Raw genomic sequence first — 23,289 nt, forward strand, 5'->3', positions numbered from 1 at the left:
CTCGTGGGCTCGGAGAGGTGAATACGAGACCGGGCAGGCCGCGGCCCCGGGGCTCGCGTGGTCGCGCACCCACGTCAGAGCCGGATCCGCGTCGGCGTGCACGCCGCCGGCTCGGAGGCTTGCCTCCCGTTACGGGCGACGACCCGCGCCAGCCCCAGCGACCGCAGCCGGAGCGTCATCGCCGTCTTGCTGACCCCGTAGCGGCGGCACATCAAGGACATCGTGGAGCGCCACGCCTCCCGGCGGACGTCCTCTTCCGGCATGAGCAACTCTGCAGCGAACGCATCGCACCACGCTTCCGCCGCCCTCCTGCCGATCGGGCGACCGCGGAGGGAAATGGACAGCATCACGTGGCCGAGCTCGTGGGCCAGCTGGAAGCGCTCGGCGTCCCGCGGGCACATGGGGACGTTGATCGTCACCAGCCAACCGGCCTTGTCCCTGACCATGGCGGCTCGGCCGCTGCTTCTTGGGAGGTTGAGATAGCGCACCTCGATGCCGAGCGACTTGGCAAGCGCCTTCACGTCGAAGGGAAGACCTCCGCCCACGTATGCGCGGGCGCGCCGGGCGTGCTCCTGGGCCGTGCGCATCACGGACCGCCTCTCGGGAGAGATGGAGAACAAACGTTCGTCCTGGGAGAGGGGGAGTCCTGCCAGACCGAGGTCCTGAAGGGGTGGGCTAGACGTCCTTCTTTGCGCGGGCCCTGCGCGCGCGGATCAACGTGAGGAGCGCCGCAGCGTACTCCTCGTCCAGTTCGCCGGACATCCAGATCTCTTCGACTTCACGACGGAGCTCGGACACCTTGCTCGGCACGTCGTCGTCCCCGAGGAAATAACCCCGCTCCAGCCCGTACCGGGCGCAAAACCTGTCGACCAGCGCCATGGTGGGATTCCGGCGGCCGTGAAGAACCTTCGAGATATACCCTCTGGTGAGCCCAAGGGACTGTTCCACCTGAGCCTGGGTCAACTCCGGGTGCTCCTCGAAGAAGCGAGCGATGTTTCGTCGGACGACTTCGCGCGTCTCCGTCCCGGCCACCTCCAGCGCGTTCCACCAACACATTAGGACAAAATGTGCCATGCCACAACGGCCAACGAGTCCCAAGACCAGGAATCATCATAGTACAAAAAGTGCCAATCCAGGCGGTGCGGGCAAGATCCACCGCCGTAGCGTGAACGAAATGATGCCGAACGGTCCCACAGCAAGCTTACGGATTGGAACGGTTTGTGCCACTCTGGACACAGAGACGCCAGCATGTGGGGTGAGACGTCGCCGATTCCGAGTCGCCGAAGGAGGCGGAGGACAAGCGCGGGCACACGCGCGCCGTGGCGGACAGGTGGCCGGCAACGACCCGCAGGGGAGTGAATGGATGTGACGGACGATCGCTTCCGCCGGCTGGAAGAGCGGGTCGACGAGCTCCTCGAAGAGGTCGGCGTCCTCAAGGGGCAGATGGAGTTTGTGCGGGCGCACATGGAGGACCAGGACGGCGCGCAGAGGCGGTCGTTCGACTGGCCCGGGTTCGGCAAGTTCGTCGCCCAGGTCATCGCGGCCCTCTTTGCCGGGCACGTCGGGAGCCGCATGAAGTGAGGCGGCTGGCGACGGGCCTCACACCGGCCGCCCTTTCAATCGGCGCTCAAAGCGTGGGCAGGAACTTCGGCGGCCGCCGGGCGCGCGTGCACTGCTCGAACGCGTAGGCCAGGCGAAGCAGTGTCGGCTCGCTCCATGCACGGCCCATGAACGTGATGTTCACCGGCAGCTCTCCCGCGAAGCCGGCCGGAACCGTCACGAGCGGGTACCCGGCGCGCGCGGCCGGCGACGAGCTGCCGCCGCCGTAGCGGTCCCCGTTGACGATGTCCGTGACCCACGCCGGGCCGCCGGTCGGCGCCACGAGCGCATCCAATCGATACGTCTCCATCACGGCGTCAATCCCGTCCCGCCCGGCCAGCCGGCGGCTCTTCTCCAGCGCCTGCCGGTATCGCTCGTCGGTCAGCGGCCCCATCGCCTGGGCCTTTTCAAAGATGTCCTGGCCGAAGTCGCGCAGCTCGACGTCCGCGTGCGCCTCGTTGAAGGCGATGACGTCCTCCAGCGTGCGGACGGGCACGCCGGTGCGGGTGGCCAGGTACGCGTTGAGATCGTGCTTGAACTCGTAGAGCAGGACGGTGAACTCGGAGTCGTCCTCGCGAAGCTCGTCGATCGTCGGCAGATCGGCCGGGTCGACGATCTCCGCGCCCGCGCGCCGCATGGCGTCGATCGCGGCCTCGATCACGCGGTCGGCCTTTTCGCTGTAGCCCCAGAAGCCCTTGCGGGCGACGCCGATGCGCGCGCCGCGCAGCCCGTCAGGGTCGAGGAAGGCCGTGTAGTCCCTGTGGTGATGTTCCGCGCCGCGAGCCGTCGCCGGATCCCGCGGGTCCACGCCCGTGAGGGCGCCCAGCACGAGCGCCGCGTCGGCCACGGTGCGCGCGTGCGGGCCGACCGTGTCCTGGCTGTGCGCGATGGGAATCACGCCGGCGCGGCTGGTGAGGCCGACGGTCGGCTTGACGCCGACGACGCCGTTGTTGTTGGACGGGCTCACGATGGAGCCGTCCGTCTCGGTGCCGAGCGCGGCCGGCGCCAGGCCTGCGGCCACGGCGACGGCCGAGCCGGAACTCGAGCCGCTCGGATTCCGGTCGAGGACGTACGGGTTGCGCGTGCGGCCGCCGCGCGCGCTCCAGCCGCTGTAGGAGTACGACGACCGGAAATTGGCCCACTCGCTGAGGTTCGTCTTGCCGAGGATCACGGCACCCGCGGAGCGCAGCCGCTCGACCACCGTGGCGTCCCGTGGGGCGGGAGCTCCGGCGAGGGCGAGCGAGCCGGCGGTCGTCCACATGCGGTCGCCGGTGTCGATGTTGTCCTTCAAAAGAATCGGGATGCCGTGCAGCAGTCCCCGGGGGCCGCGGGCGCGCCGTTCCTCGTCGAGACGGGCCGCGATCTCGATGGCGTCGGGGTTCGTCTCGATGACGGACCGGAGCTGAGGGCCATTCCGGTCGATGTCTTCGATGCGCGACAGGAAGAACTCGACAAGCTTGCGCGACGTGATCTCGCCGGCGTCCATGGCGGCCTGCAGTTCGGCGATGCTCGCTGCCTCGATGCGATCCAAGCTCGGTCCCTCCGGCGGACGGAAGTTCGCTGCGGCCGCGCGCAGCACCTGTAAGCGGCGCGCGCGAGGCGCGCCACAAGCCGGGGGCCTGGTCGACTTTGGCGTTCGTCGGGCGCGGCTGTTGCGCGCGCGTGGGACCTGCGCTAGAATTACACGTGCACGCCGTTCCTCGACCGGACGGCACAAGTTTACAAAAGATTTGCGCGGGAATAGCTCAGTGGTAGAGCGCTACCTTGCCAAGGTAGAAGTCGCGGGTTCGAATCCCGTTTCCCGCTCCATTTTTTATGCCGTTTGCGTTTGCCGGCGACGTAGCCAAGTGGCAAGGCAGGGGTCTGCAAAACCCTTATTCGGCGGTTCGAATCCGCCCGTCGCCTCCAGTTTGGCAAGTGAAAAGTTCGGGCGGTTAGCTCAGCTGGCCAGAGCGCGTGATTGACGTTCACGAGGTCAGAGGTTCAAGTCCTCTACCGCCCACCACTTTGACAGACAAGCCCCGCAATCTCTTGCGGGGCGTCTTTGTACGAGGAGGTCCGCCCGTGCCGGGGCGCTATTTCGAGGATTTCCAGGTCGGCGAGTCGTTCGTCTCTCCCCGGCGAACCATCACGGAAGCGGACGTCGTCCTCTTCGCCGGCTTGAGCGGCGACTTCAACCCGCTTCACACCGACCGCGTCTTCGCGGAGACGACGCCCTTCAAGCAGCCGATCGCGCACGGGCTTCTGGTGCTTGCCGTGGCCACCGGGCTCAACGCCCGCATGGGCCTGAACGACGGGACGGCGCTGGCGCTGCTCGGCATCGACGAGTGGCGCTTCGTCCGGCCGGTCTTCTTCGGCGACACGGTCCACGTCCGGGTGACGATCGTCGACAAACGCGAGACGTCGAAGCCGGACCGCGGCATCCTCATTCGCAAGTTCGAGGTCTTCAACCAGCGGGACGAACTGGTCCAGGAAGGCTACCTGAACCTCATGGTCCGGCGGCGGCCGGCGGAGGCCCAGGCGTAGGCCGCGCATCCCACGCGAGGGCCTCCCGCCGTGCCCGCGCGCGCGTGGCCCGCCGGCGGCGCGCGAGCGTCGCCGGCGCCGCGGGCCGTCACATGTTGCGGCCGCCCGTCACCTCCAAGACCGCGCCCGTCATGTAGCTCGCGTAATCCGAGGCCAGGAACACGGCCACGCGCGCGACTTCCTCCGGCTGCCCGACCCGCCCGAGCGGGATCGAGGCCACGGCCTGAGCGCGCACCTCGTCCGGCACCGCGGCCGTCATCGCCGTCTCGATCCAACCCGGCTGAATGGCGTTCACGCGCACGCCGAAGCGCGCGAATTCGCGGGCGGCCGTCTTCGTCATGGCGACGATGCCGGCCTTCGCGCCCGCGTAGTTGACCTGGCCGAAGTTGCCCACCTTGCCGCTGATCGACGAGATGTTCACGATGGCGCCGCCCTGGCCCTGGGCCTTCATGCGGGCGCCGGCCGCGCGCAGCCCGAGAAACGTGCCGCGCATGTGCACGCGCAGGACGAGGTCGAAGTCGTCCTCGCTCATCTTGAGAATGGTCGCGTCCCGCGTGATGCCGGCGTTGTTCACCCAGACGTGCAGCCCGCCGAGGTCCCGGACGGCCGTGTCCGCCGCGCGTTCGACATCGGCGGCGACCGTCACGTCAGCTCGCACCGCCGCCGCGCGGCGCCCCAGCGCCCGCGCCTCCTCCGCCGTCCGCCTCGCCGTGTCCTCGTTCAGGTCCACGATGACGACGTCCGCGCCGTGGCGCGCCAGCTCCAGTGCGATGGCCCGCCCGATGCCCTGTCCCGCTCCGGTCACCACCGCGACCTTGCCCGAAAGATCGATCATGTCGACACCTCCACATCCGCGTGACGGCACGATTCGCCAGCCGCGCCGTTTTTACTGCCGGCTGTTGCCGGACTCGCGGATGTAGGCGTCGACCTCGTAGCCGCGCACTTCCCAATACCCCAGGTGGCGCTCCGCCGTGAACTCGATCCGCGTCAGCCACTTCAGCGACTTGTAGCCGTACATGTCCGGGACGACGAGGCGCACGGGCGCGCCCTGCGCGCGGGGAAGCGGGCTGCCGTTCAGGGAGTGGGCCAGGAGGACGTTGGACGCCTTGGCCTGGTCGAGGGTGAGGCTTTCCGTGTAGACGCCGTCACCGGAGTAGAACTTCAGGAACTTCGCCTCGGGACGCGGCCGCGCTCGGGCGACGAGGTCCGCGAGGCGCACGCCCTGCCAGCTCACGTTGGGCACGACCCAACCGGTGACGCACTGGAACGTCTCGCGCTCCGCCGTCTGGGGCAGGCTGAGGAATTCTGCGAAGGTCAACGAGAACGGTCGCTCCACGAGGCCGTCCACCTGCAGTTGCCACGCGTCGGGGAGGATGTCGGGGTAGCCCGGCACGACGGTGTAGAGCTGGAACCCGGGCCAGCCGGTGAGCGAGTCGCCGCTGCCGGCGCGCGGCCCCGGGCGGCCGAGGCTCTGCCACAGGCGCACGAGGGGGTTGCTGAAGGCGGCGGCGGCCAGCGCGAGCGCGAGGCCGCCCCCGGCCCAGGCGAGGAACTCCCGGCGGCCGATGGGCCGGCGAGCGGGCGTGGCCGGCCGAGGCGCCGGAGTCCGAGGCGCCGGTGGCCTCGGCGCGCCCGGCGGTGCGGCCACGGCGGGTTCGGGCGCGGCGTCGTGCGCCACCGGCGCGCGTTCCATGGGTTCGGCGTTCGGGCGTCCGCGCCGTCGCCGCGGCGCGACGAGCGCGCGTCGCGACCGCGCCCAGCCGTGCCACGCGAACCACGCCGCCATCGCGACGGCGAGGGCCCCGTGCCACTCGAAGCTGTTCTGACGCCAGACCGAAGGAAAGACCGTGACGAGCCACAGCATCACGCCGGTCAAGGTCAGCCCGGCGCCGGCGACGAGCACGAAGAGCCAGTCGAACCCCGCAAGGCGGCGCGATCCCGCGGGAACGAGGATCGGCAGGAGAAGCAGTGCGGCGAAGCCCAGACCCAGCCCCACGTGGAGCCAGTAGAGAAGCGGCAGGAACGGGATGAGCGGCGCGTGCCACGCGGGGAGATAGAGGGCGAGGCCGCTCAGGAGCAGCAGCGGAACCGCCGCGATGGCCGAACTGTGCGCGCGCCGGTAGGCCGGCGGCCAGCGGTGGCCCAGCGCGGCGAGGCGCGCCCGGAGACCGGACCGGCGAGGCGCCTGGAGACGTTCGTCCACGGCCGTGTCCTCCTGACCGCTTCGTGTCCTTCATGGTATACGATTCCAGGTTACGCGCCACGGGTAGGAAAATCATGGCTGCATCGCCAATTTCGCCAAAAAGGAGGGCCGTTCGACATTGTTCCGCACGGAGCCGTACCGATGGGAGATCCGCTTCGCCGTCGTCAGCCTGCTGGTCGTGGCGCTGCTGGGCTGGGTCGTGCAGGCGCAATTGTCGCGGTTCGTGACGGACCGCGTCCTGGACTGGCAGGCGGCGGAGACGGGCGACGACTTCCGCACCCTCCAGCGCGCGCTCGCGTTCGTCGACTGGACCCGCCCCCTGACGCCCGCCGAGGTGGCCGTCGTCGACGGTGTCATCCGGAAGAACCTGCCGGCCCAGGTGCTCCTCGTCAAGATCTGGTCCCCGCAAGGGCAGGTGCTGTACTCCACGGAACCGGCCATCATCGGGAAGACGTTCGACGTCGAGGCCGGCCTGGCCTCCGCGCTCGCGGGTCGCCGTTTCGCCGACGTCTCCGACCTGACGCGTTCGGAGAATCAGGAAGAGCGCGCCCTGGGGCTGAAGCGAGCGCTGGAGGTCTACCTGCCGATCCGGGCGGAGGACGGGCGCGTCGTCGGCGCCTTTGAATCGTACCGGGACGCCTCCACGCTCTGGGACGAGCTTGCGCACCTGCGACGCTTCCTCGTCGTCGTCTTCATCGCGGGTCTCAGCGCCCTGTGGGCGGCGCTCCTGCTCCTGGCCCACGGCATGTCGGTGCGGCTGCGGCGCCAGCACGCGGAGCTGGGGCGGTTGAACGAGGCTCTGCAACGGGCCGTGCACCGCGTGGAGGACACGCTTCGGGGGGCGCTGCGGGCGCTGGCGGAAGCGGTGGAGGCGAAGGACGAGTACGTCGCCGGGCACGTGGAGCGCGTGGCCGCGTATGCGGAGCTGATGGCCGAGGAGATGGGCCTTCCGGCGGACGAGCGCGAAACCGTCGTCCGGGGGGCGATCCTTCACGACATCGGCAAGATGGCCGTGCCGGACCGCATCCTCGGCAAGCCGGGGGCGCTCACGGAGGAGGAGCGGCAGATCATGCAGACGCACGCCGCCCGCGGGGAGGCCATCGTGAGCCGCATTCCGGGCCTTGAGAGCGCGGCGGCCATCGTGCGTCACCATCACGAACGATGGGACGGGCAGGGTTACCCGGACGGCCTCGCGGGCGAGGAGATCCCCATCGGGGCGCGGATCGTGGCCGTGGCCGACGCCTTCGACGCGATGACGACCGACCGCGTCTACCGCCGCGCCATGCCGTACCAGGCAGCCCTGCAGGAGTTGGTGGCGCAGTCCGGGCGGCAGTTCGCGCCGGACGCGGTCGACGCCCTGTGCCGCGCGCTCCGCAAGATGGCGGGCCACCGGCCCGCAGGCACGTCGATCCCTTCCGGCGCGGTGCAGGCGGCGGCGGAAACGGGCCACGGGGCGGACCGCGTGCAGGCGGCGGGACACCGCGGGTAACGGGGCGCGCGTTCGCCCGGAAGGTGGCCGGCCGCAAGCATCCCGCCCGCCGCCAGCGCCGCCTTCACGCGTTCGGACGGCGGGCCGCGACCGCGTATGCGAACAGGCGCTTCGCCTCGGCCACGAGCGCGGCCGAGCCGGTGTCCAGAGCGTACTCAAGTTCGACGCATGCCAGGTGCACGGCGCGGAATCGCGCAAGCCGCCAGGTGGCGCCCTCCACGGGTCCGTACGCTTGCCAGAACGCGTCCTGCGCCTCCGGCGGGAACGCGAACGCGATGGTCAGGTCGAGCGCCGGATGGCCGATGTGCACGTCGCCCCAGTCGATCACCCCGCTGGGCCGGCCCTCCTCGTCCACGAGGACGTTGTTGCCGTGCAGGTCGCCGTGCACGACCGCGCAGGGCGGCGGGGCGGAGGCGTCCAGCGCCGCCTCGACGATCGCGTGGAAGGGCGCCGGGTCGAGGATTCCCGCGTGCGGCGCGAGCTTGGACAGGCGATCGATCACGTCCGGCCCTCGCCTGTGCACGTCCAGGCGGCCGAACTCGTCCTCCGAGAGGCCGGCTTCCAGTCCCAGGTGGACAGGGGTGGAGTGGAGCGCTCGCAGGAACCGGGCGAGCGGCGCGGCCAGACGCCGGCGCCGCGCGTCATCGAGCTGCCGGTCGACCATCGTCCGGCCCGGCAGGAGCCGGTGGCCGTAGAAGGGCCACGGGTCGTCCGCATCGGGGCGGCCCACGAAGCGCGGGACGGGGATGGGCAGGGGCAGGCGGTCCGCAAGGCGCGGAAGAAGCCGCAATTCCCGCTCCAGGAGCGGCACGGCGATGCGGCGCCGGGGGAAGCGGAACGCGAATTCCCCGTTGACGAGGAAGACGGCGTTGTCCCAGCCTTCGGAGAGCCGCTCCGCCTGGACGGGGGCCAGTTCCGGAAACGCCCGTTCCACGCGCCCCCGGACGAAGTCCGGGGTGATCTCACGCTCTGCCTTCCAGGGCTGCGGCACGCGCACGCCTCCTGCCCGGCCCCGCGCGTCTCAAGACGCGTTCGGGTTGAATTCGCCGCGGTCGTTCCGGCCTACAATGATCCGTGGGAGGAAACCCGTTGTCCACTCGACCGCCGAACCACCTCGCGCGCGAGGCGTCGCCCTACCTGCGCCAGCACGCCCACAACCCCGTCGACTGGTACCCCTGGGGGGAGGAGGCGCTGCGGCGCGCCAGGGACGAAGACAAGCCCATCCTGTTGAGCGTCGGCTACGCCGCCTGTCACTGGTGCCACGTGATGGCCCACGAATCGTTCGAGGACCCGGAGATCGCCGCCTTCATGAACGACCACTTCATCAACGTGAAGGTCGACCGCGAGGAGCGGCCGGACCTCGACGCCGTCTACCAGACCGTCTGCCAGATGGTGACGGGACAGGGCGGCTGGCCGTTGACCGTCTTCCTCACGCCGGAACTGAAGCCCTTTTTCGTCGGCACCTACTTTCCGCCCCGGCAGCGCTTCGGCCGTCCCGGTTTCACCGACGTGCTCCGCACGCTCGCCGCCGCCTGGCGGGAGGAGCGGGCGCAAATCGAGGCGATCGCCCAGCGGTGGGTCGAAGCCCTGGCCGAAGCCGACCGCCCGCACGCCCCCGCGGCGGGTGGCACGGATGGCGCCGGGCCGGTGCCCGCGGGCCAGGGCGATGACGGCCTGAACCTTCTCCGGAGCATGGCCGACGATCTCCTGCGCATCTTCGATCCGCGCCACGGGGGATTCGGCAGGGCGCCGAAGTTCCCCAATCCCGCGAACCTCGAGCTCTTCCTTCTCGCCGCCGCGCTGACCGGCGACCGACGCCCGCTGGACGCCGCGCGGTTCACGCTTCGGAAGATGGCCGAGGGCGGCGTCTACGACCAGCTGGGCGGGGGCTTCCACCGTTACGCCGTGGACGCCGCCTGGCAGGTGCCGCACTTCGAGAAGATGCTGTACGACAGCGCACTTCTCGTTCCGGTCTACCTGGACGCGCACCGCGTCACGGGCGACCCTCTCTTCGCCCGCGTGGCGCGCGAGACGCTGGACTTCCTGCTGCGGGAGATGATCTCGCCCGACGGCGTGTTCTACAGTTCCATCGACGCCGACAGCGATGGCGGCGAGGGCCGCTTTTACGTGTGGACGCCGGACGAAGTGCGCGCCGCGGCTCCGGAAGACTGGGAGCTCCTCTGCGCGCGCTACGGCGTGACGCCGTCCGGCAACTTCGAGGGCGGCTCCACGGTGCTGCACGTCGCCGCATCCGTCGACGACCTGGCGGCCCGCTACGGCCTGACGGCGGAGGTGGTGGGCAAGCGGCTGGAGCTCGGGCGGCGGCGCCTGTTCGAGGCGCGCGAGCGCCGGCCTCGCCCGCCGCGCCACGAGCAGGCGCTGGCGGGCTGGAACGGTCTCGCCCTGAGCGCGCTCGCCCACGGATGGCAGGTTCTCCAGGACCGGCGCTACCTGGACGCCGCCGAGCGCGCCGCCGCCGTACTCCGCGACCGCATGCGGCCGCGTCCCGACCGCCTGCTGCGCCGCTTCCACAACGGGCAGGCGGACGTCGAGGGCACGCTGGAGGACTACGCGTACGTCGCGCACGGTCTCGTCGACGTGTACGAGTCCACCTTCGACGCGGCGTGGCTGGTGGCGGCGGCGGAGCTCGCGCGCGGGATGGTCGACCGGTTCTGGGACTCGACGGCGCGGGCGTTCTACCTCACCGAAGCCGGCACCTCGGACCTGATCCACCGGCCCACGGCGGCTCTGGACGCCGGCATGCCGGCGCCGCAGAGCGTGGCGGTGGCGACGCTGCTGCGCCTCCACCCGCTGACCGGAGACGAGCGGTTCCGCGCCGTGGCCGAAGCCGCGCTTGAGGCCCACGCCGGCGCCATGCGGCGGCAGTCGTGGGGGATGGCCTCCCTGGGCGCCGCGTGGGCGCGCGCAGCCACGGGTGGCACGGAGGTGACGGTCGCCGCGCCGGAGGGCGACCGCCGCGCGTGGGGGTGGTGGCGGCAGGTCTGGGCGGCGTATCTTCCCGCGAGGGTGCTGACCTGGGCGCCCGAGGATGCGGACGCGTGGGCCTGGCGGCTGACAGGTTCGCCCGACCGCCTGCCCCCCGCCTGGGCCGGCCGCCCGGCGCTGGAAGGCCGGCCCACCGCATACGTGTGCCGTAACTTCGCCTGTTCCGTGCCGCTGACGGACGACGCCGAACTCGCCCGGGAGCTATCCCGAGCGGCGTTCCGCGCGGACGGAGCGTGATCCCGGACACGGAGCCCGGCCGGCGCCGGTCCACTGGCCGGCCTCGTACAGCCGGATCTCCTCGTCGCCCAGGATCTGCTCCGGAGGAACGACGAAGAACCGCCCCTCCGCGAGCGCGAGGAGCTCGCCGCCCGGGCCGCGCAGCTCGGCGGCTGTGCGGACGATCTTGCGGCGCGCCTCGGTGACCCAGCCCTCCGCGTGCACCTCGCCGTCGACGGGAACCGGCGCCTTGTACCGCACCGACAGGTCTCCGGTCACCGTGAAGAGGTCGCGGCTGAAGCCGGCGTACCACATGACTTCGTCGCACAGCGCGGCGATGATGCCCCCGTGCAGCATCCCCTCGAAGCCGCGCACGAAGGCGGGCGGCCGCACGGTGGTGCGGGCGCGCCCGTCGAGCACCTCGAAACGGGCCTTCAGCCCGTGCTCGTTCTCCTGGCCGCACACGAAGCAGTGCCGGGAAAATCCGATGCGCGGAGCAGGTGACAATGCCATCGCCTCCGCGACCGTCTTCGCTTCCCCGGCGGCCGAGCCCTGCCCGACCCGGGCAGGCACTCCGGCAGGGAAGCGCGCCCGGCGGCACGAAGCCAATGCCACGATGAGGGAGGCGACCGTACTCATGTCCCGGAACGTGGCCCACGAAATCCCGGAGTCCCACACGTGGCGCCTGGAAGACATCTTCGAGAGCGATGCGGCGTGGGAGGAGGCATTCGTCGCGCTGAAAGGGGAGATCCCCAGGGCTGCCCGTTACAAGGGCCGCCTGGCGGAGGGCCCCGGCACGCTGCTGGAGTGCCTGCGCACGCGCGACGAGCTCCACGAAAGGGCGTTGCGCATCCTGGCGTACGCCAGCCTGGGTAGGGACCTCGACACGCGCGATCCGCATCACCAGGCGATGTACGACCGCGCCGTGGGGCTCTACGTGCAGCTTCGCAGCGAGCTGTCGTACATCGACCCGGAGATCCTGCAGATCGACGCGGCCACGCTGCGTTCCTGGGTGGACGGGACGCCGGGGCTTGAGACCTACCGGCGCTCCATCGAACAGCTCTTGCGGGAGAAGCCCCACGTGCTCTCCCCGGCCGAGGAGCAGCTCCTCGCCATGGCCGGCGAGCTGGCGCAGGCTCCGGAAGACATCTACGGCATGCTCAATGACGCCGACCTCACCTTCCCGACCGTGAAGGACGAAAAGGGCGAGCCGGTCCAGCTCACGCACGCGCGCTTCATACGGCTGATGGAAAACCCGAACCGCGCCGTGCGCGAGGAGACGTTTCGCGCGTTCTACGGCACGTACGCCACCGTCCGCAACACCATGGCCGCCACGCTCGCGGCCAACATCAAAAAGGACGTCTTCTACGCCCGCGTGCGGCGCTTCTCGTCTTCCCTTGAGGCCGCGCTGTTTCCGGACAACATTCCCGTGGCGGTCTACGACAACCTGATCGCCACGATCCGCCGTCACCTCCCGCTCCTCCACCGGTACATGCGCCTGCGCAAGCGGGTGCTGGGCGTGGATGAGCTGCACATGTACGACGTGTACGTGCCGCTCGTCGCCGACCTCGACCGCGAGGTCACCTACGAGGAGGCCAAAGCGGAGGTCCTTGAGGCCTGCCGGCCGCTGGGCGAGGAGTACACGAGGGAACTCGCGCGCGGCTTCGAGCAGCGGTGGGTCGACGTCTACGAGCGGCCCGGCAAGCGCGCCGGGGCGTACATGAGCGGCGTGTACGGGGTTCACCCGTTCGTGCTGACGAACTGGCAGGACAACCTCGACAGCATGTTCACGCTGGCCCACGAGATGGGCCACGCCATGCACTCGTTCTTCTCGCAGCGCGCGCAGGCGTTCGTGAACTCGCACTACTCGACGTTCGTCGCGGAGGTGGCCTCGACGGCCAACGAGGCGCTGCTCCTGCATCACCTGTTGCGGAAAGCCGGGAGCAAGAGGGAGCGGCTGTACCTCTTGAACCATCACCTCGAAGGGTTCCGCACCACGGTGTTCCGCCAGGCGATGTTCGCGGAGTTCGAGCGGAAGATCCATGAGACGGTGGAGCAGGGCGAGGCGCTCACGGCCGACCGCCTCGACGCCATGTACGGCGAGCTCAACGCCGCGTATTACGGGCCCGACGTGGTCACCGACGAGGAGATCCGGCGGGAGTGGATGCGGATTCCGCACTTCTACTACAACTTTTACGTGTACCAGTACGCGACCGGCTTCTGCGCGGCCACGGCGCTGGCGAAGGGCATCCTGGAAGGCGGCGCCGAGGAACGGGATCGCTACCTGCGCTTCCTGTCCCTCGGCGGCTCCATGGATCCCATCGATCAGCTGCGGGTGGCCGGCGTGGACATGACCTCGCCGAAGCCCGTCGAAGAGGCGCTGGCGGTCTTCGGCGAGGCCCTCGCCGAGATGGAGTCGCTGTCGGGCGTCTAGCCCCTGTCGCTGATCTCGCGGACGAGGCTGCGCACCTGGTCGAAGTCGATCATGGCGTACTGGATCTCCAGCACGTTCCGCGCCATGGTCAGGCAGTGGGCCTGCACCTCGGGGTCGTTGGCGTAGCGCTCCAACACGTAGCGGCCCCACGCGGTGTGCTTGCGCTCGTCCGCGAGCTGCTGCTTGAGGACCTCGCGCCAGTCCTCGTCCGTGACGTAGCTGAGGAGCGCTTCCATGTTGGCCTCGGAGATGACTTCCGCGCCGAGGTTGACGGCCGCGTAGTTCACGGCGAGCGGGTAGTCGGCGACGGCGTGGGAGTTCAACGTCGTGAACGCGGTGAGCATGGCGCTCGGCATGAAGCGCCGCTCAAGCTCTTCCTCGCTCTCCACCCAGCCGCGGCCGATGAGCAGGTCGGCGTACTGCTTGCGGTGATGGCGCTCCTCCGCCGCCTGCTTTTCGATGAGGCGGACGACGTCGTCGTATTCGCCGGTCTCGGCCGCCTGCCTGCGGATGCTCTCCACGATGCGCGCGTAACCGCCGCGACCGCGGAACTCGATGAACCACTGCTGCATCCAGAGCTTGCGTTTGCGGTCGTCGCTCATCTTGGGCGCGGCCTTGGCCACCTCGCGACGGATCTCGATCACCCGGTCGCGGTACGGCTGGATCTTCTCCTCGAAGTATTCGAGGAACTCTCGCCCTTGCAGGCGCAGCGAGCGAAGCTCCTCCAGCTGGCGTTCGGGGTCGACGGGTTCGATGGACTTGCTCGACATGATGGGCCTCCTCGACCGGCCGAGCCAGCGGGGCGCCGGGTCGACGCAACCGACTGGTCGGTCGGGTCTTGCTGACGGCATTGTATCATGATCCGGCCGTCCCAGAATGTGGAATGCCGGCGTATGGGCGACGCCGGGGGTCCGTATACTATCCTGACGCCGCGATGCCTGGGGGTGAATGGCATGGAGACGATCGCCATCGGCGCGTCGGAGGGGCTCGAGGAGATCCGCGCCCGCCTGGCGCAGGAATTCTCCGGCGCGGCCGCCCGCTACGGCGTGACCGTCGCCGTCGACGTCGTCGACCGCGGGCGTTGGCGCTTTCTGGGCTGCCGCTTCGACGTCCGCCGCGACGACCCGCGCGCCACGGAGGCGGTGGCCGCCGTGCGCCAGGGCGTCGCCGGCGCGCTGGCTGACGTCATCTGCCGCGAATGGGAGCCCCGGTTGCTGCGGCGCTTGATCCGGTCGCACTACGACGACTTCTCGCCCGACGAACAGGAGCGCATCCTCGGATACGCCCAGGTCCACCTGCGCGAAGAGGCCGCGGGCGCCGGGCGCGCCGGCATGCCGCGCAAGACCAAGGTGCTGGCCCGCCTCCAGGAGTACCTCGAACGGCACAACAACGTCATCGTGGACGGGTTTGTCACGTTTCGCCTGAAGGACTACCTCGAAGAGCTGGAGGACGCGGTCGACCGCGCCGTGGACGACTACATCCTCGAACGGGAGTACGAGGAGTTCGTCCGCCTTCTGCGGCACTTCGTGGAGGCGCAGGAACCGCGCGTGGACACGGTCCACGTCGTGCCGCGGGACCGCGGCGCCTTCGGCCTCCTGGACGAGGCCGGCGCCAGCGTGCGCGAGGCGTTGCCTCCGGAACTCGCCCCCACGGAGACGGGAGACGTCGAATACGAGGACGTGCTGATCAGCGCCCTGATCACCATGGCGCCGCGCCGCATCGTCCTGCACGGCGAGGTCGGCGAAGGCGACGGCCAGCACGCCGTGGAGACCATTGAGCGGGTGTTCGAGACGCGGGTGGGGCGCTGCGCCGGTTGCGAGCGCTGCGCGGCGGCTGCGCGGGACGCGTCCGGGCCGCCGCTCGGAGAGGGTCGTCGTTGACCTTCGTGTGGATGGCGGCCGTCGGCGGCCTGATCGGCTGGTTCACGAACTGGCTCGCGGTGCGCATGCTGTTTCGCCCTCGCCATCCGATCCGCCTTGGACCCTGGCGCATCCAGGGCGTCATCCCCGCCCGGCGCGAGGCGCTGGCCCGCGCCATGGGACAAGCCGTGGCCGAACGGCTGCTCTCGGCCGACGATCTTCTCCAAGAGCTGTCGAACGTGGGCCTGAGGGAGCAGGTGGCGGCGCAGGTCGCCGAGTCGGCCGCGACGCGCCTCGCGGAGCGGCTGGGGTGGTTGCCGTCGCCGGTCGCGAATCTCGCCGGGAACTGGCTCGCGGGGGTCGTCCGGCGAGAGGTGCGCGCGTTCTTCGCTGAGTCGCTTGATCAGCTGCTGCACCACGTCCGCAGCGGGTGGGACATCGCCGCCATGGTCGAAGAGCGGGTGGAGTCGTTCTCGGCCGACGAGCTGGAGCGGCTGTTCCTCGACCTCATGCGCCGCGAGCTCCGCTTCGTCGAGTGGGTCGGGGGAGCCATCGGCGCGCTCGTCGGCCTCGGCGAGGCGGCCGTGACCACCTTGCTGCGCTGACGCGGACAACGCAGGATGGCCGAACGCGGCGTCGAAAGGCTCCTTGTTGGGAGGATGCCCATGACGTCGCAACCGCCGCTGTCCACGCTGGTCACCAGCCTGCCCCGTTCGGGCATTCGCGCCATCGCCGCGTTCGCAGGCAACCGTCCCGGCCTCGTTCACCTGGAGTACGGCGAGCCCAGCATGCTCACGCCTGAGCCGATCCGCAAGGCCGCGGCGCAAGCCGTGCTTGAGGAGCGCATGGTCTACACGCCGACGGCCGGGCCCATGCGCCTGCGTGAACTGATCAGCGAGAAGTTGAAGCGCGTCAACGGATACGACGCCGCTCCCGAGCAGGTGTTCGTCACGCCGGGCGGCGTCGGCGCCCTGTTCCTGGCGCTCGCGGCCGTGCTCAACCCGGGCGATGCGGTCCTCTTGCCGGATCCCGGCTGGCCCAACGCCGCCGGGCAGGCCCGCATCCTGCAGGCGGAGCCGGTCTTCTACCCGCTGGACCCGAAGAACGGCTTCCTGCCGGACCCGGACGGCTGGCGGATCCCCCCGCACTGCAAGGCCGTGGTCATCAACAGCCCGGCCAACCCCACGGGCGCCGTCTTCCCGCGGGACCTGGTGGAGCGGATTGCGCGCGTCGCGGAGCGTCACGGGCTGTGGGTGATCTCGGACGAGGTCTACGACCAGATCTACTTCGACCGCGCGCCGACGTCCATTTTCCAAGTCCAGCCGGAGCGCGCCATGGCGGTGTACAGCTTCTCGAAGACGTACGCCATGACGGGCTGGCGGCTCGGCTACCTCGTGGCCCCGGCGCAGGTCGTGGAGCCGCTGCAGCGGGTGGCGGAAGCCATCTTCAGTTCGTCGTCCATGGTCGCGCAGCGGGCGGCGGAAGCCGCGCTGACCTCCGCGGGCGAATACGTCCCGGAGATGGTGGCGGCATACCGCCGCCGGCGCGACCTGGCGGTCTCGCTGGTCCGGGAGTGGGGGCTGTACCGGTACACGCCCGAGGGCGCCTTCTACCTCATGGTCGACGTGTCTGCGGCGGGGCCGGCGGAAGAGGTGGCGCGGCGGCTCGTCACCGAGAAGGGCGTCGTCGCCGTGCCGGGCACGGCCTTTGGCCGCCAGGCGCAGCACGAATTGCGGATCTCCCTCGCCGCGTCGGAGGAGGACATCCGGCGGGGACTCGAGGCGATTCGCGACCTGGTCCAGGGTTGACGCGGACGCCGGCGCCTTTCCCGTGCGCACATCGGGGGGCGCCGGCAGGATCTTTCACGGTGCCGATCGTATATGACTTCACATATGAGTGAACCGTTCGATTTGACCAACCCAACGGATGAGGGCGCACGCAACGCCGTTGTGCCCAGCAAGCAGGAACTGGCGTACACCATCCTTCGCCAGCGGATTCTCGACGGAACCTACGGGCCTGGATACCGGCTGGTCATCGACGCACTGGCCAAGGAGTTCGGCACAAGCCCCATTCCGGTGCGGGAGGCCGTGCGTCGGCTGGAAGCGGAAGGCCTCGTGGAGTACCAGCCGTTCAGCGGGGCCCGGGTGGCCGTCCCCGACGAGGCGGCCTTCCACGATGCGTTCAGCACCCTCGCCGTGCTCGAAGGATACGCCACGGCGTTGGCGGTCGGACGCGTCACGCCGGACGACCTGGCCCACCTGCGCCGCATGAACGCGGAGATGCGCGCGGCCATCGCGGAGCTGGACGTCATGGCGTACAGCCGCTTGAACCGCGCGTTTCACGCGCACCTGCGGGAACGCTGCCCCAACGCGTTCCTGCGCGACGCCATCGATAACGTGATGCGCCAGCTGGACGCCATGCGCCGCACGGTGTTCGCGTTCGTGCCCAACCGGTCGCGGGAGTCGCTGGAGGAGCACGAGGAGCTCCTGCGCCTCCTGGAAACCGGCGCCGCGCCGGACGCGGTCGAGGCGTTCGCCCGGGAGCACAAGCTGCGTACCCTGCGGGCGTTCGAGGCCTGGGAGAGGGAGACGAGGACCCGCGAAAGGGGTTGAGCGAGTGGACCGCGCCGAGGCGCAGCGCAGGCTGAGGGGCTCCATCGTGCCCATGGTGACGCCCTTCACGCCGGACGACGAGATCGACGCCGCCGCCTTCCGCCGCCTGGTGGAATGGCAGCTGGCCAACGGCACCCACGGGATCTCCGTCACGGGCACGACGGGTGAACCCAGCGCGCTCTCGCTGGACGAGCGGGAATTCATGATCGAGCTCGCCGTGGAGGCCACGGCGGGCCGGGCGCCGGTTGTGGCCGGAACGGGGACGAACAACCTGCGGGAGACGATCCGGCTCACGAAACGCGCGGAGGCACTGGGCGCGGACGCGGCCCTCGTCATCGTCCCGTACTACAACCGGCCGTCGCAGCGCGGTCTTTACGAGCACTTCAAGGCCGTCTGCGAGAGCGTCGCGCTGCCGGTGATCATCTACAACATCCCGGGGCGCACGGCCGTCAACCTGGAGGTCGAAACGATGGCCCGCCTGTACGAGGACTGCCCGAACGTCGTGGGGGTCAAGGAGGCGAACACGAACCTGCAGCAGGTGAGCGACGAGATCGCCGCCTGCCCCGGGATCCTCGTCTACTCCGGCATCGAGGCGCTCTGCTTCCCCATGCTGGCCCTCGGCGGCACCGGCCACGTGTCGGCCACGGCGAACGTGATGCCGCGTGAGGTCGCCCAGCTCTACGACCTTTGCGCCGCGGGGCGCTGGGAGGAGGCGCGCGCCCTGCACTACCGGCTGCTGCCGCTGAACGAGGCCCTCTTCCTTGAGACGAACCCGGGGCCGGTCAAGACGGCGCTGGGATGGATGGGCAAGATCCACCCGGCCCTGCGGCTGCCCCTCGCGCCGCCCGGCGAGGCGACCCAGGCGAAGCTACGGCGCGTCATGGAAGACCTCGGACTCCTCGGCGCGACCTCGGGGGCGGCGGTATGAAGCGCGCCCGCTTTCTCGCGGACGGCCGCCTCCACGAGGGCGAGTGGCGCGAGGCGGAGGGGGTCCTCCTCGACGAGGCCGGGCGCGCGCATCGCCCGGACGATGTCGTCTGGCTGCCGCCGGTGGAACCGCGGCAGGTGATCGGCCTCGCCCTGAACTACGCCGATCACGCGGAGGAACTCGGCCTCGAGACCCCTCCGGAGCCGGTGCTCTTCCTCAAGCCGATCACGTCGCTCGTGGGGCACCGGGCGCCCGTCGTCTACCCGAAGGGCGTGGCCCACATGCACTACGAGGTGGAGCTGGCGGTGGTCATCGGCCGGCCGTGCCGTCGCGTGCCGGCCTCGCGGGCGCTCGACCATGTCGCCGGGTACACCATCGCCAACGACGTCACCGTGCGCGACTTCGTCGGGAACATGTACCGGCCGCCGATCCGCGCCAAGGGCTGGGACACCTTCGGCCCCATCGGGCCATGGCTCGTCGATCGCGACGACGTCCCGAACGTGCACGACCTGGAGTTGCGCGCGTACGTCAACGGGGAACTGCGCCAGCGGGGCCGCACGTCCCAGCTCATCCACGACGTGCCGGCGATCATCGAATTCGTCAGCGCGTTCATGACGCTGCAGGCCGGTGACGTCCTCCTCACCGGGACGCCCAAGGGAATCTCCCACGTGCGTCCGGGCGAGATCATGCGGCTGGAGATCGACGGCCTGGGAGCGCTCGAGAATCCGGTGGTGGCAGACGCATGAAGCCCGTCCTGCACTTCATCGACGGCCGGTTCACGGAAGGCGCGGCCGGGCGATGGTTCCCGACGCTCAACCCCGCCACGAACGAACCCCTGGCGGAGGTGGCCGAAGGGCTCGCGGAGGACGTCGACCGCGCCGTGCGCGCGGCGCGGCGCGCCTTCGAGGAGTCCTGGTGGCGCCACAAGCCGGCGGAGCGGGCCGCGGCGCTCCGGCGCATCGCCGACGCCCTGGAGGCGCGCGGCGACGAGTTCGCCCGGCTGGAGACGCTGGATACCGGCCTGCCCATCCGCCAGGCGCGCGGCCAGGCGGCGCGGGCGGCCCAGAACTTCCGCTTCTTCGCGGAGATGGCGACGCGGATGACGGGGGAGAGCTACCTCGTCGAGGGCGCGTTCATCAACTACACGGTGCGCAAGCCGGTCGGCGTCGCCGGGCTCATCACGCCCTGGAACACCCCGCTCATGCTGGAGACGTGGAAGATCGCACCGTGCCTGGCCGCGGGCAACACGTGCGTGCTGAAGCCGGCGGAGTGGTCGCCGGCCACGGCCGCGCTGCTCGCGGAAGCCGTCCAGGAAGCCGGCGTGCCGGACGGCGTGTTCAACGTCGTGCACGGGTTCGGGGACACGGCGGGCGCGCCGCTGGTCGCCCATCCCGGCGTGCAGCTCATCTCCTTCACGGGGGAGACGACGACCGGCATGGAGATCATGCGCAACGGCGCCTCCACATTGAAGCGCTACTCCATGGAACTCGGCGGCAAGTCGCCCGTGCTGGTGTTCGCCGACGCGGATCTGGAGCGGGCGCTCGACGCGGCCGTGTTCGGCGTGTACTCCCTCAACGGCGAGCGCTGCACGGCCGGGTCGCGGCTCTTCGTGGAGACGGCCGTGTACGACGAGTTCGTCGCCGCGCTCGCGGAGCGCGTGCGGCGGATCCGCGTCGGCGACCCGCAGGACGAGCGCACGGAGGTCGGCCCGCTCATCCACCCCGACCATTGGCAGCGGGTGAAGGGCTACGTCGACCTGGCGCGCGAGGAGGGGGCCGCCGTGGTCGCCGGTGGCGACCGGCCGGCGGAATTACCCAAGGGGAACTACCTTCAGCCGACCCTCATCACCGAGGTCACGAACGACATGCGCGTGGCGCAGGAAGAAATTTTCGGCCCCGTGTTGACCGTGTTGCGCTTCGAAGGGGAGGCGGAGGCCGTGCGCCTGGCGAACGACGTGAAGTACGGGTTGGCCGCATATGTGTGGACGCGGGACGTGCAGCGCGCGCACCGCGTGGCGCAGGCCATGGAGGCCGGCATGGTGTGGGTCAACTCGCAGAACGTGCGGGACCTGCGCACGCCGTTCGGCGGCGCGAAGCACAGCGGCATCGGCCGCGAGGGCGGTCACTACAGCTTCGAATTCTACACCGAACTCTCCACCATCCACGTGGCCCTCGGCGAGCACCCGATTCCCCGTTTCGGCGTGGAGTGAGCGACGCATCGATGGGAGGGACCGATGGTGGGAGCGAGGACCGGCCGCGAGTACCTGGAGCGGCTCGACTCGGAACCGAGGGACGTGTGGATCCAGGGCGAGCGCGTGGTGACGGGCATCACCCAGCACCCGGCGTTCCGCAACGTCACGCGCAGCATCGCGCAACTGTATGACATGCAGCACGATCCCGCGCTGCGCGACGAGATGACGTACGTGTCGCCGTCGACGGGCGACCGGGTGGGAATGAGCTTTCTTCAGCCTCGCACGCACGAGGATCTGGCGCGGCGCCGCCGCATGATCAAGCGCTGGAGCGACGCGTCCGGGGGCATGCTGGGGCGCACGCCGGACTACCTGAACGCGAGCCTCATGGCCATGGCGGCCGCTGCCGACTACTTCAGGGAAGCCGATCCCCGGTTCGGCGACAACATCCGCAATTACTACGAATACGTCCGCGAGCACGACCTCTGCCTCACGCACACGCTGATCAACCCCCAGGCCAATCGCGCCGCCGGTCCCGCAAGACAGAAGGACCCGTACCTCACGGCGCGGGTGGTGAAGGAGACGGATCGCGGCATCGTCATCCGCGGCGCGCGCATGCTGGCCACGCTCGGCCCCATCTCCGACGAGATCATGGTCTTCCCGTCCACCGTGCTCAAGGGCGCGCCCGAGGACGCGCCGTACGCCTTCGCCTTCGCGATTCCGTCCAGCACGCCCGGCCTCAAGTACATCTGCCGGGAGACGTTCGACTACGGCCGCAGCCACTTCGACCACCCGCTGGGCTCCCGCTTCGAGGAGATGGACGCGGTCGTCGTCTTCGAGGACGTCCTCGTCCCCTGGGAGCGCGTGTTCCTCTACCAGGACACGAAGAAATGCAACGAGGTCTACGCCGCGACGAACGCCGTCGTCCACATGGCCCACCAGGTTGTCGTCAAGAACGTGGCCAAGACCGAATTCATCCTCGGGATCGTCTGCTCGATCATCGACACCATCGGCATCGACGCCTTCCAGCACGTCCAGGAGAAGGCCGCGGAAGTCATCCTCGCGCTGGAGTCCATGCGGGCGTTCCTGCGGGCGGCCGAGGCCGACGCGGCCGTCGACGCGTGGGGCGTCATGACGCCGGCGTGGGCGCCGCTCAACGCCGCGCGCAACCTGTACCCCAAGATGTACCCGCGCCTCGTGGAGATCATCCAGCAGCTGAGCGCCAGCGGCCTCATGGCCCTGCCCACGGAAGCCGACTTCCACAGCCCGGTCGGGCCGGTCGTCGAGCGCTACCTTGAGGCGCGCAGCGCCGGCGCCTACGAGCGGGTTCGCCTGTTCCGGCTGGCCTGGGACGTCGCGGCGAGCGCCTTCGGGTCCCGCCAGGTGCTGTACGAGCGCTTCTTCTTCGGCGATCCGGTCCGCATGGCGGGCGCGCTGTACCAGAGCTACGACAAGCAGCCGTACGTCGACCGGGTGCGCGCCTTCCTTGAGCGCGCCGGCGAAGCGTCGCCGGCCGGCGCCTCACCGAGGGCGAGCGGCGAGGCGTAGGTCCCGTGCAGGTGGACGCGCAGCGCTTCCGCCGCGTGATGGGGCTCTTCGCCACGGGCGTGACGGTCGTCACGGCGCAGAACGGTCGCGAGATGCGCGGCATGACGGCCAACGCGTTCTGCTCCGTGTCGCTGGAGCCCCTCCTGCTCCTCGTCTGCATCCACCGGGACGCGCGCATGCTGGAGCACATTCGCGCCGCGGGGGCGTTCGCGGTGAATGTCCTCAGCGCGGAGCAGGAAGCCGTGTCGCGCCACTTCTCCGGCGCGCGGGGCGGCACCGCGCCCGAGTTCCGCTTCGTTCCGTGGGAGGGAGGCCCGCTTCTCGTCGGCTGCCTGGGCGCCGCCGGGTGCACGGTGGAGCGGGTCGTGGACGCCGGGGACCACGCCATCGTGGTGGGCCGCGTCCTGGCGCTGCACGAAGGCGAGCCGGGCCGCGCGCCGCTCGTCTTCTGGGGGGGCCGGTACCGGCGCCTTCAGGAGTGGAGCCCGGTTCCCGCGGAGGCGGTGGAGACGTTCGATCGGGCGTCCGCGCGCATCTACTACGAGGACTGACGCCGGCCGGCGCCGAGAACCGACGGATTCGGGAGGTATGGCCATGGATGCCGCGACGGATCGCCTCGACCTCGCCTGGTTCAATCCGGACCCGCCGTTCCGGATCGTGCGGACCGCGCACGTGGAACTG

At 70.1% G+C, this 23,289-nt stretch carries 22 protein-coding genes and 3 tRNA genes; 17 read left to right on the forward strand and 8 right to left on the reverse strand.

Annotation, left to right across the window (positions count from 1 at the left end; genetic code table 11):
* Positions 1-74: 74 nt before the first annotated feature.
* Both IRZ18_02400 and IRZ18_02405 read right to left on the reverse strand, forming a co-directional pair.
* Positions 75-590 (reverse strand): ImmA/IrrE family metallo-endopeptidase, encoded by a 516-nt coding sequence (locus IRZ18_02400; GenBank protein MBX5475959.1) that lies wholly within the window; start codon positions 588-590, stop codon positions 75-77.
* A gap of 85 nt (positions 591-675) precedes the next feature.
* The gene (locus IRZ18_02405) at positions 676-1,032 is read right to left on the reverse strand and encodes a helix-turn-helix transcriptional regulator (protein ID MBX5475960.1); all 357 of its coding nucleotides are present in this window, start codon (positions 1,030-1,032) and stop codon (positions 676-678) included.
* 333 nt (positions 1,033-1,365) lie between these two features.
* Between IRZ18_02405 and IRZ18_02410 the strand changes: the two genes are divergently transcribed.
* A complete protein-coding gene (locus IRZ18_02410) occupies positions 1,366-1,581 on the forward strand; it encodes a hypothetical protein (protein ID MBX5475961.1) in 216 nt (71 codons plus the stop codon).
* A 46-nt stretch (positions 1,582-1,627) separates the two neighbouring features.
* Here the strand turns inward: IRZ18_02410 and IRZ18_02415 are convergent, their stop codons facing one another.
* Positions 1,628-3,085, reverse strand: coding sequence for an amidase (locus IRZ18_02415; GenBank protein MBX5475962.1), 1,458 nt, complete (start codon positions 3,083-3,085; stop codon positions 1,628-1,630).
* 248 nt (positions 3,086-3,333) lie between these two features.
* Between IRZ18_02415 and IRZ18_02420 the strand changes: the two genes are divergently transcribed.
* The 4 genes from IRZ18_02420 to IRZ18_02435 all read left to right on the forward strand — a co-directional run bounded on the left by IRZ18_02420 (position 3,334) and on the right by IRZ18_02435 (position 4,125).
* Positions 3,334-3,408 (forward strand) — tRNA-Gly (locus tag IRZ18_02420).
* 24 nt (positions 3,409-3,432) lie between these two features.
* A tRNA-Cys gene (locus IRZ18_02425) sits at positions 3,433-3,507 on the forward strand.
* A gap of 20 nt (positions 3,508-3,527) precedes the next feature.
* Positions 3,528-3,604: transfer RNA gene (locus IRZ18_02430), tRNA-Val, on the forward strand.
* 59 nt (positions 3,605-3,663) lie between these two features.
* Positions 3,664-4,125, forward strand: coding sequence for a MaoC family dehydratase N-terminal domain-containing protein (locus tag IRZ18_02435; protein ID MBX5475963.1), 462 nt, complete (start codon positions 3,664-3,666; stop codon positions 4,123-4,125).
* A gap of 88 nt (positions 4,126-4,213) precedes the next feature.
* Here IRZ18_02435 and fabG read toward each other — a convergent pair whose 3' ends face one another.
* Together fabG and IRZ18_02445 are read right to left on the reverse strand one after the other, a co-directional pair.
* Entirely contained in the window at positions 4,214-4,960 is a 747-nt protein-coding gene (gene fabG, locus IRZ18_02440) for a 3-oxoacyl-ACP reductase FabG (GenBank protein ID MBX5475964.1), read from the reverse strand.
* Between the two features lie 51 nt (positions 4,961-5,011).
* Positions 5,012-6,328 carry a molybdopterin-dependent oxidoreductase gene (locus IRZ18_02445; GenBank protein MBX5475965.1) on the reverse strand — a complete coding sequence of 439 codons (1,317 nt, stop codon included), beginning with the start codon at positions 6,326-6,328 and terminating at the stop codon, positions 5,012-5,014.
* A 118-nt stretch (positions 6,329-6,446) separates the two neighbouring features.
* Between IRZ18_02445 and IRZ18_02450 the strand changes: the two genes are divergently transcribed.
* Positions 6,447-7,817: an HD domain-containing protein gene (locus IRZ18_02450; GenBank protein MBX5475966.1), complete on the forward strand. Its 1,371-nt coding sequence runs from the start codon at positions 6,447-6,449 to the stop codon at positions 7,815-7,817.
* Between the two features lie 64 nt (positions 7,818-7,881).
* On the opposite strand, the gene IRZ18_02455 is transcribed toward IRZ18_02450, so the two are convergent.
* Positions 7,882-8,808 carry a phosphotransferase gene (locus IRZ18_02455; protein MBX5475967.1) on the reverse strand — a complete coding sequence of 309 codons (927 nt, stop codon included), beginning with the start codon at positions 8,806-8,808 and terminating at the stop codon, positions 7,882-7,884.
* A gap of 98 nt (positions 8,809-8,906) precedes the next feature.
* On the opposite strand from IRZ18_02455, the gene IRZ18_02460 reads away from it, so the two are divergent.
* Positions 8,907-11,060 (forward strand): thioredoxin domain-containing protein, encoded by a 2,154-nt coding sequence (locus tag IRZ18_02460; GenBank protein MBX5475968.1) that lies wholly within the window; start codon positions 8,907-8,909, stop codon positions 11,058-11,060.
* Here the strand turns inward: IRZ18_02460 and IRZ18_02465 are convergent.
* Positions 11,025-11,546, reverse strand: a complete 522-nt coding sequence (locus IRZ18_02465) for a PaaI family thioesterase (protein MBX5475969.1) — start codon at positions 11,544-11,546, stop codon at positions 11,025-11,027. The genes IRZ18_02460 and IRZ18_02465 overlap by 36 nt on opposite strands.
* 109 nt (positions 11,547-11,655) lie before the next feature.
* On the opposite strand from IRZ18_02465, the gene pepF reads away from it, so the two are divergent.
* On the forward strand, positions 11,656-13,473 hold the full coding sequence (pepF, locus tag IRZ18_02470) for an oligoendopeptidase F (protein MBX5475970.1): 1,818 nt from the start codon (positions 11,656-11,658) through the stop codon (positions 13,471-13,473).
* Here the strand turns inward: pepF and IRZ18_02475 are convergent.
* Entirely contained in the window at positions 13,470-14,243 is a 774-nt protein-coding gene (locus tag IRZ18_02475) for a hypothetical protein (protein MBX5475971.1), read from the reverse strand. The genes pepF and IRZ18_02475 overlap by 4 nt on opposite strands.
* A gap of 183 nt (positions 14,244-14,426) precedes the next feature.
* Between IRZ18_02475 and IRZ18_02480 the strand changes: the two genes are divergently transcribed.
* From IRZ18_02480 to IRZ18_02520, 9 genes are all read left to right on the forward strand, one after another.
* Positions 14,427-15,353: a putative sporulation protein YtxC gene (locus IRZ18_02480; GenBank protein MBX5475972.1), complete on the forward strand. Its 927-nt coding sequence runs from the start codon at positions 14,427-14,429 to the stop codon at positions 15,351-15,353.
* Positions 15,350-15,937, forward strand: a complete 588-nt coding sequence (locus IRZ18_02485; protein ID MBX5475973.1) for a DUF445 family protein — start codon at positions 15,350-15,352, stop codon at positions 15,935-15,937. Before IRZ18_02480 ends, IRZ18_02485 begins: the two co-directional genes overlap by 4 nt.
* Before the next feature lie 60 nt (positions 15,938-15,997).
* A complete protein-coding gene (locus tag IRZ18_02490; protein ID MBX5475974.1) occupies positions 15,998-17,140 on the forward strand; it encodes an aminotransferase class I/II-fold pyridoxal phosphate-dependent enzyme in 1,143 nt (380 codons plus the stop codon).
* An 84-nt stretch (positions 17,141-17,224) separates the two neighbouring features.
* Positions 17,225-17,944, forward strand: coding sequence for a GntR family transcriptional regulator (locus tag IRZ18_02495; protein ID MBX5475975.1), 720 nt, complete (start codon positions 17,225-17,227; stop codon positions 17,942-17,944).
* Between the two features lie 4 nt (positions 17,945-17,948).
* Positions 17,949-18,872, forward strand: a complete 924-nt coding sequence (locus IRZ18_02500; protein MBX5475976.1) for a 4-hydroxy-tetrahydrodipicolinate synthase — start codon at positions 17,949-17,951, stop codon at positions 18,870-18,872.
* A complete protein-coding gene (locus IRZ18_02505; protein MBX5475977.1) occupies positions 18,869-19,618 on the forward strand; it encodes a fumarylacetoacetate hydrolase family protein in 750 nt (249 codons plus the stop codon). The genes IRZ18_02500 and IRZ18_02505 overlap by 4 nt, the downstream gene beginning before the upstream one ends.
* Complete coding sequence (hpaE, locus tag IRZ18_02510; GenBank protein ID MBX5475978.1) at positions 19,615-21,081, forward strand: 5-carboxymethyl-2-hydroxymuconate semialdehyde dehydrogenase; 1,467 nt, start codon at positions 19,615-19,617, stop codon at positions 21,079-21,081. Before IRZ18_02505 ends, hpaE begins: the two co-directional genes overlap by 4 nt.
* Positions 21,082-21,108: 27 nt before the next feature.
* Positions 21,109-22,608: a 4-hydroxyphenylacetate 3-monooxygenase, oxygenase component gene (hpaB, locus tag IRZ18_02515; protein MBX5475979.1), complete on the forward strand. Its 1,500-nt coding sequence runs from the start codon at positions 21,109-21,111 to the stop codon at positions 22,606-22,608.
* Between the two features lie 38 nt (positions 22,609-22,646).
* Complete coding sequence (locus tag IRZ18_02520) at positions 22,647-23,159, forward strand: flavin reductase family protein (GenBank protein ID MBX5475980.1); 513 nt, start codon at positions 22,647-22,649, stop codon at positions 23,157-23,159.
* The last annotated feature ends 130 nt before the right edge of the window (positions 23,160-23,289 follow it).

The organism is Clostridia bacterium, from assembly GCA_019683875.1.
Lineage (GTDB): Bacteria > Bacillota > Sulfobacillia > RBS10-35 > Bu92 > Bu92.

Coding starts and splice junctions, on each gene's coding strand:
- IRZ18_02415 (MBX5475962.1), bottom strand. CDS start 3,085: ATGGACGCCGGCGAGATCACGTCGCGCAAGCTTGTCGAGTTCTTCCTG.
- fabG (MBX5475964.1), bottom strand. CDS start 4,960: ATGATCGATCTTTCGGGCAAGGTCGCGGTGGTGACCGGAGCGGGACAG.
- pepF (MBX5475970.1), top strand. CDS start 11,656: ATGAGGGAGGCGACCGTACTCATGTCCCGGAACGTGGCCCACGAAATC.
- IRZ18_02475 (MBX5475971.1), bottom strand. CDS start 14,243: ATGTCGAGCAAGTCCATCGAACCCGTCGACCCCGAACGCCAGCTGGAG.
- IRZ18_02480 (MBX5475972.1), top strand. CDS start 14,427: ATGGAGACGATCGCCATCGGCGCGTCGGAGGGGCTCGAGGAGATCCGC.
- IRZ18_02490 (MBX5475974.1), top strand. CDS start 15,998: ATGACGTCGCAACCGCCGCTGTCCACGCTGGTCACCAGCCTGCCCCGT.
- IRZ18_02495 (MBX5475975.1), top strand. CDS start 17,225: ATGAGTGAACCGTTCGATTTGACCAACCCAACGGATGAGGGCGCACGC.
- IRZ18_02505 (MBX5475977.1), top strand. CDS start 18,869: ATGAAGCGCGCCCGCTTTCTCGCGGACGGCCGCCTCCACGAGGGCGAG.
- hpaE (MBX5475978.1), top strand. CDS start 19,615: ATGAAGCCCGTCCTGCACTTCATCGACGGCCGGTTCACGGAAGGCGCG.
- IRZ18_02520 (MBX5475980.1), top strand. CDS start 22,647: ATGGGGCTCTTCGCCACGGGCGTGACGGTCGTCACGGCGCAGAACGGT.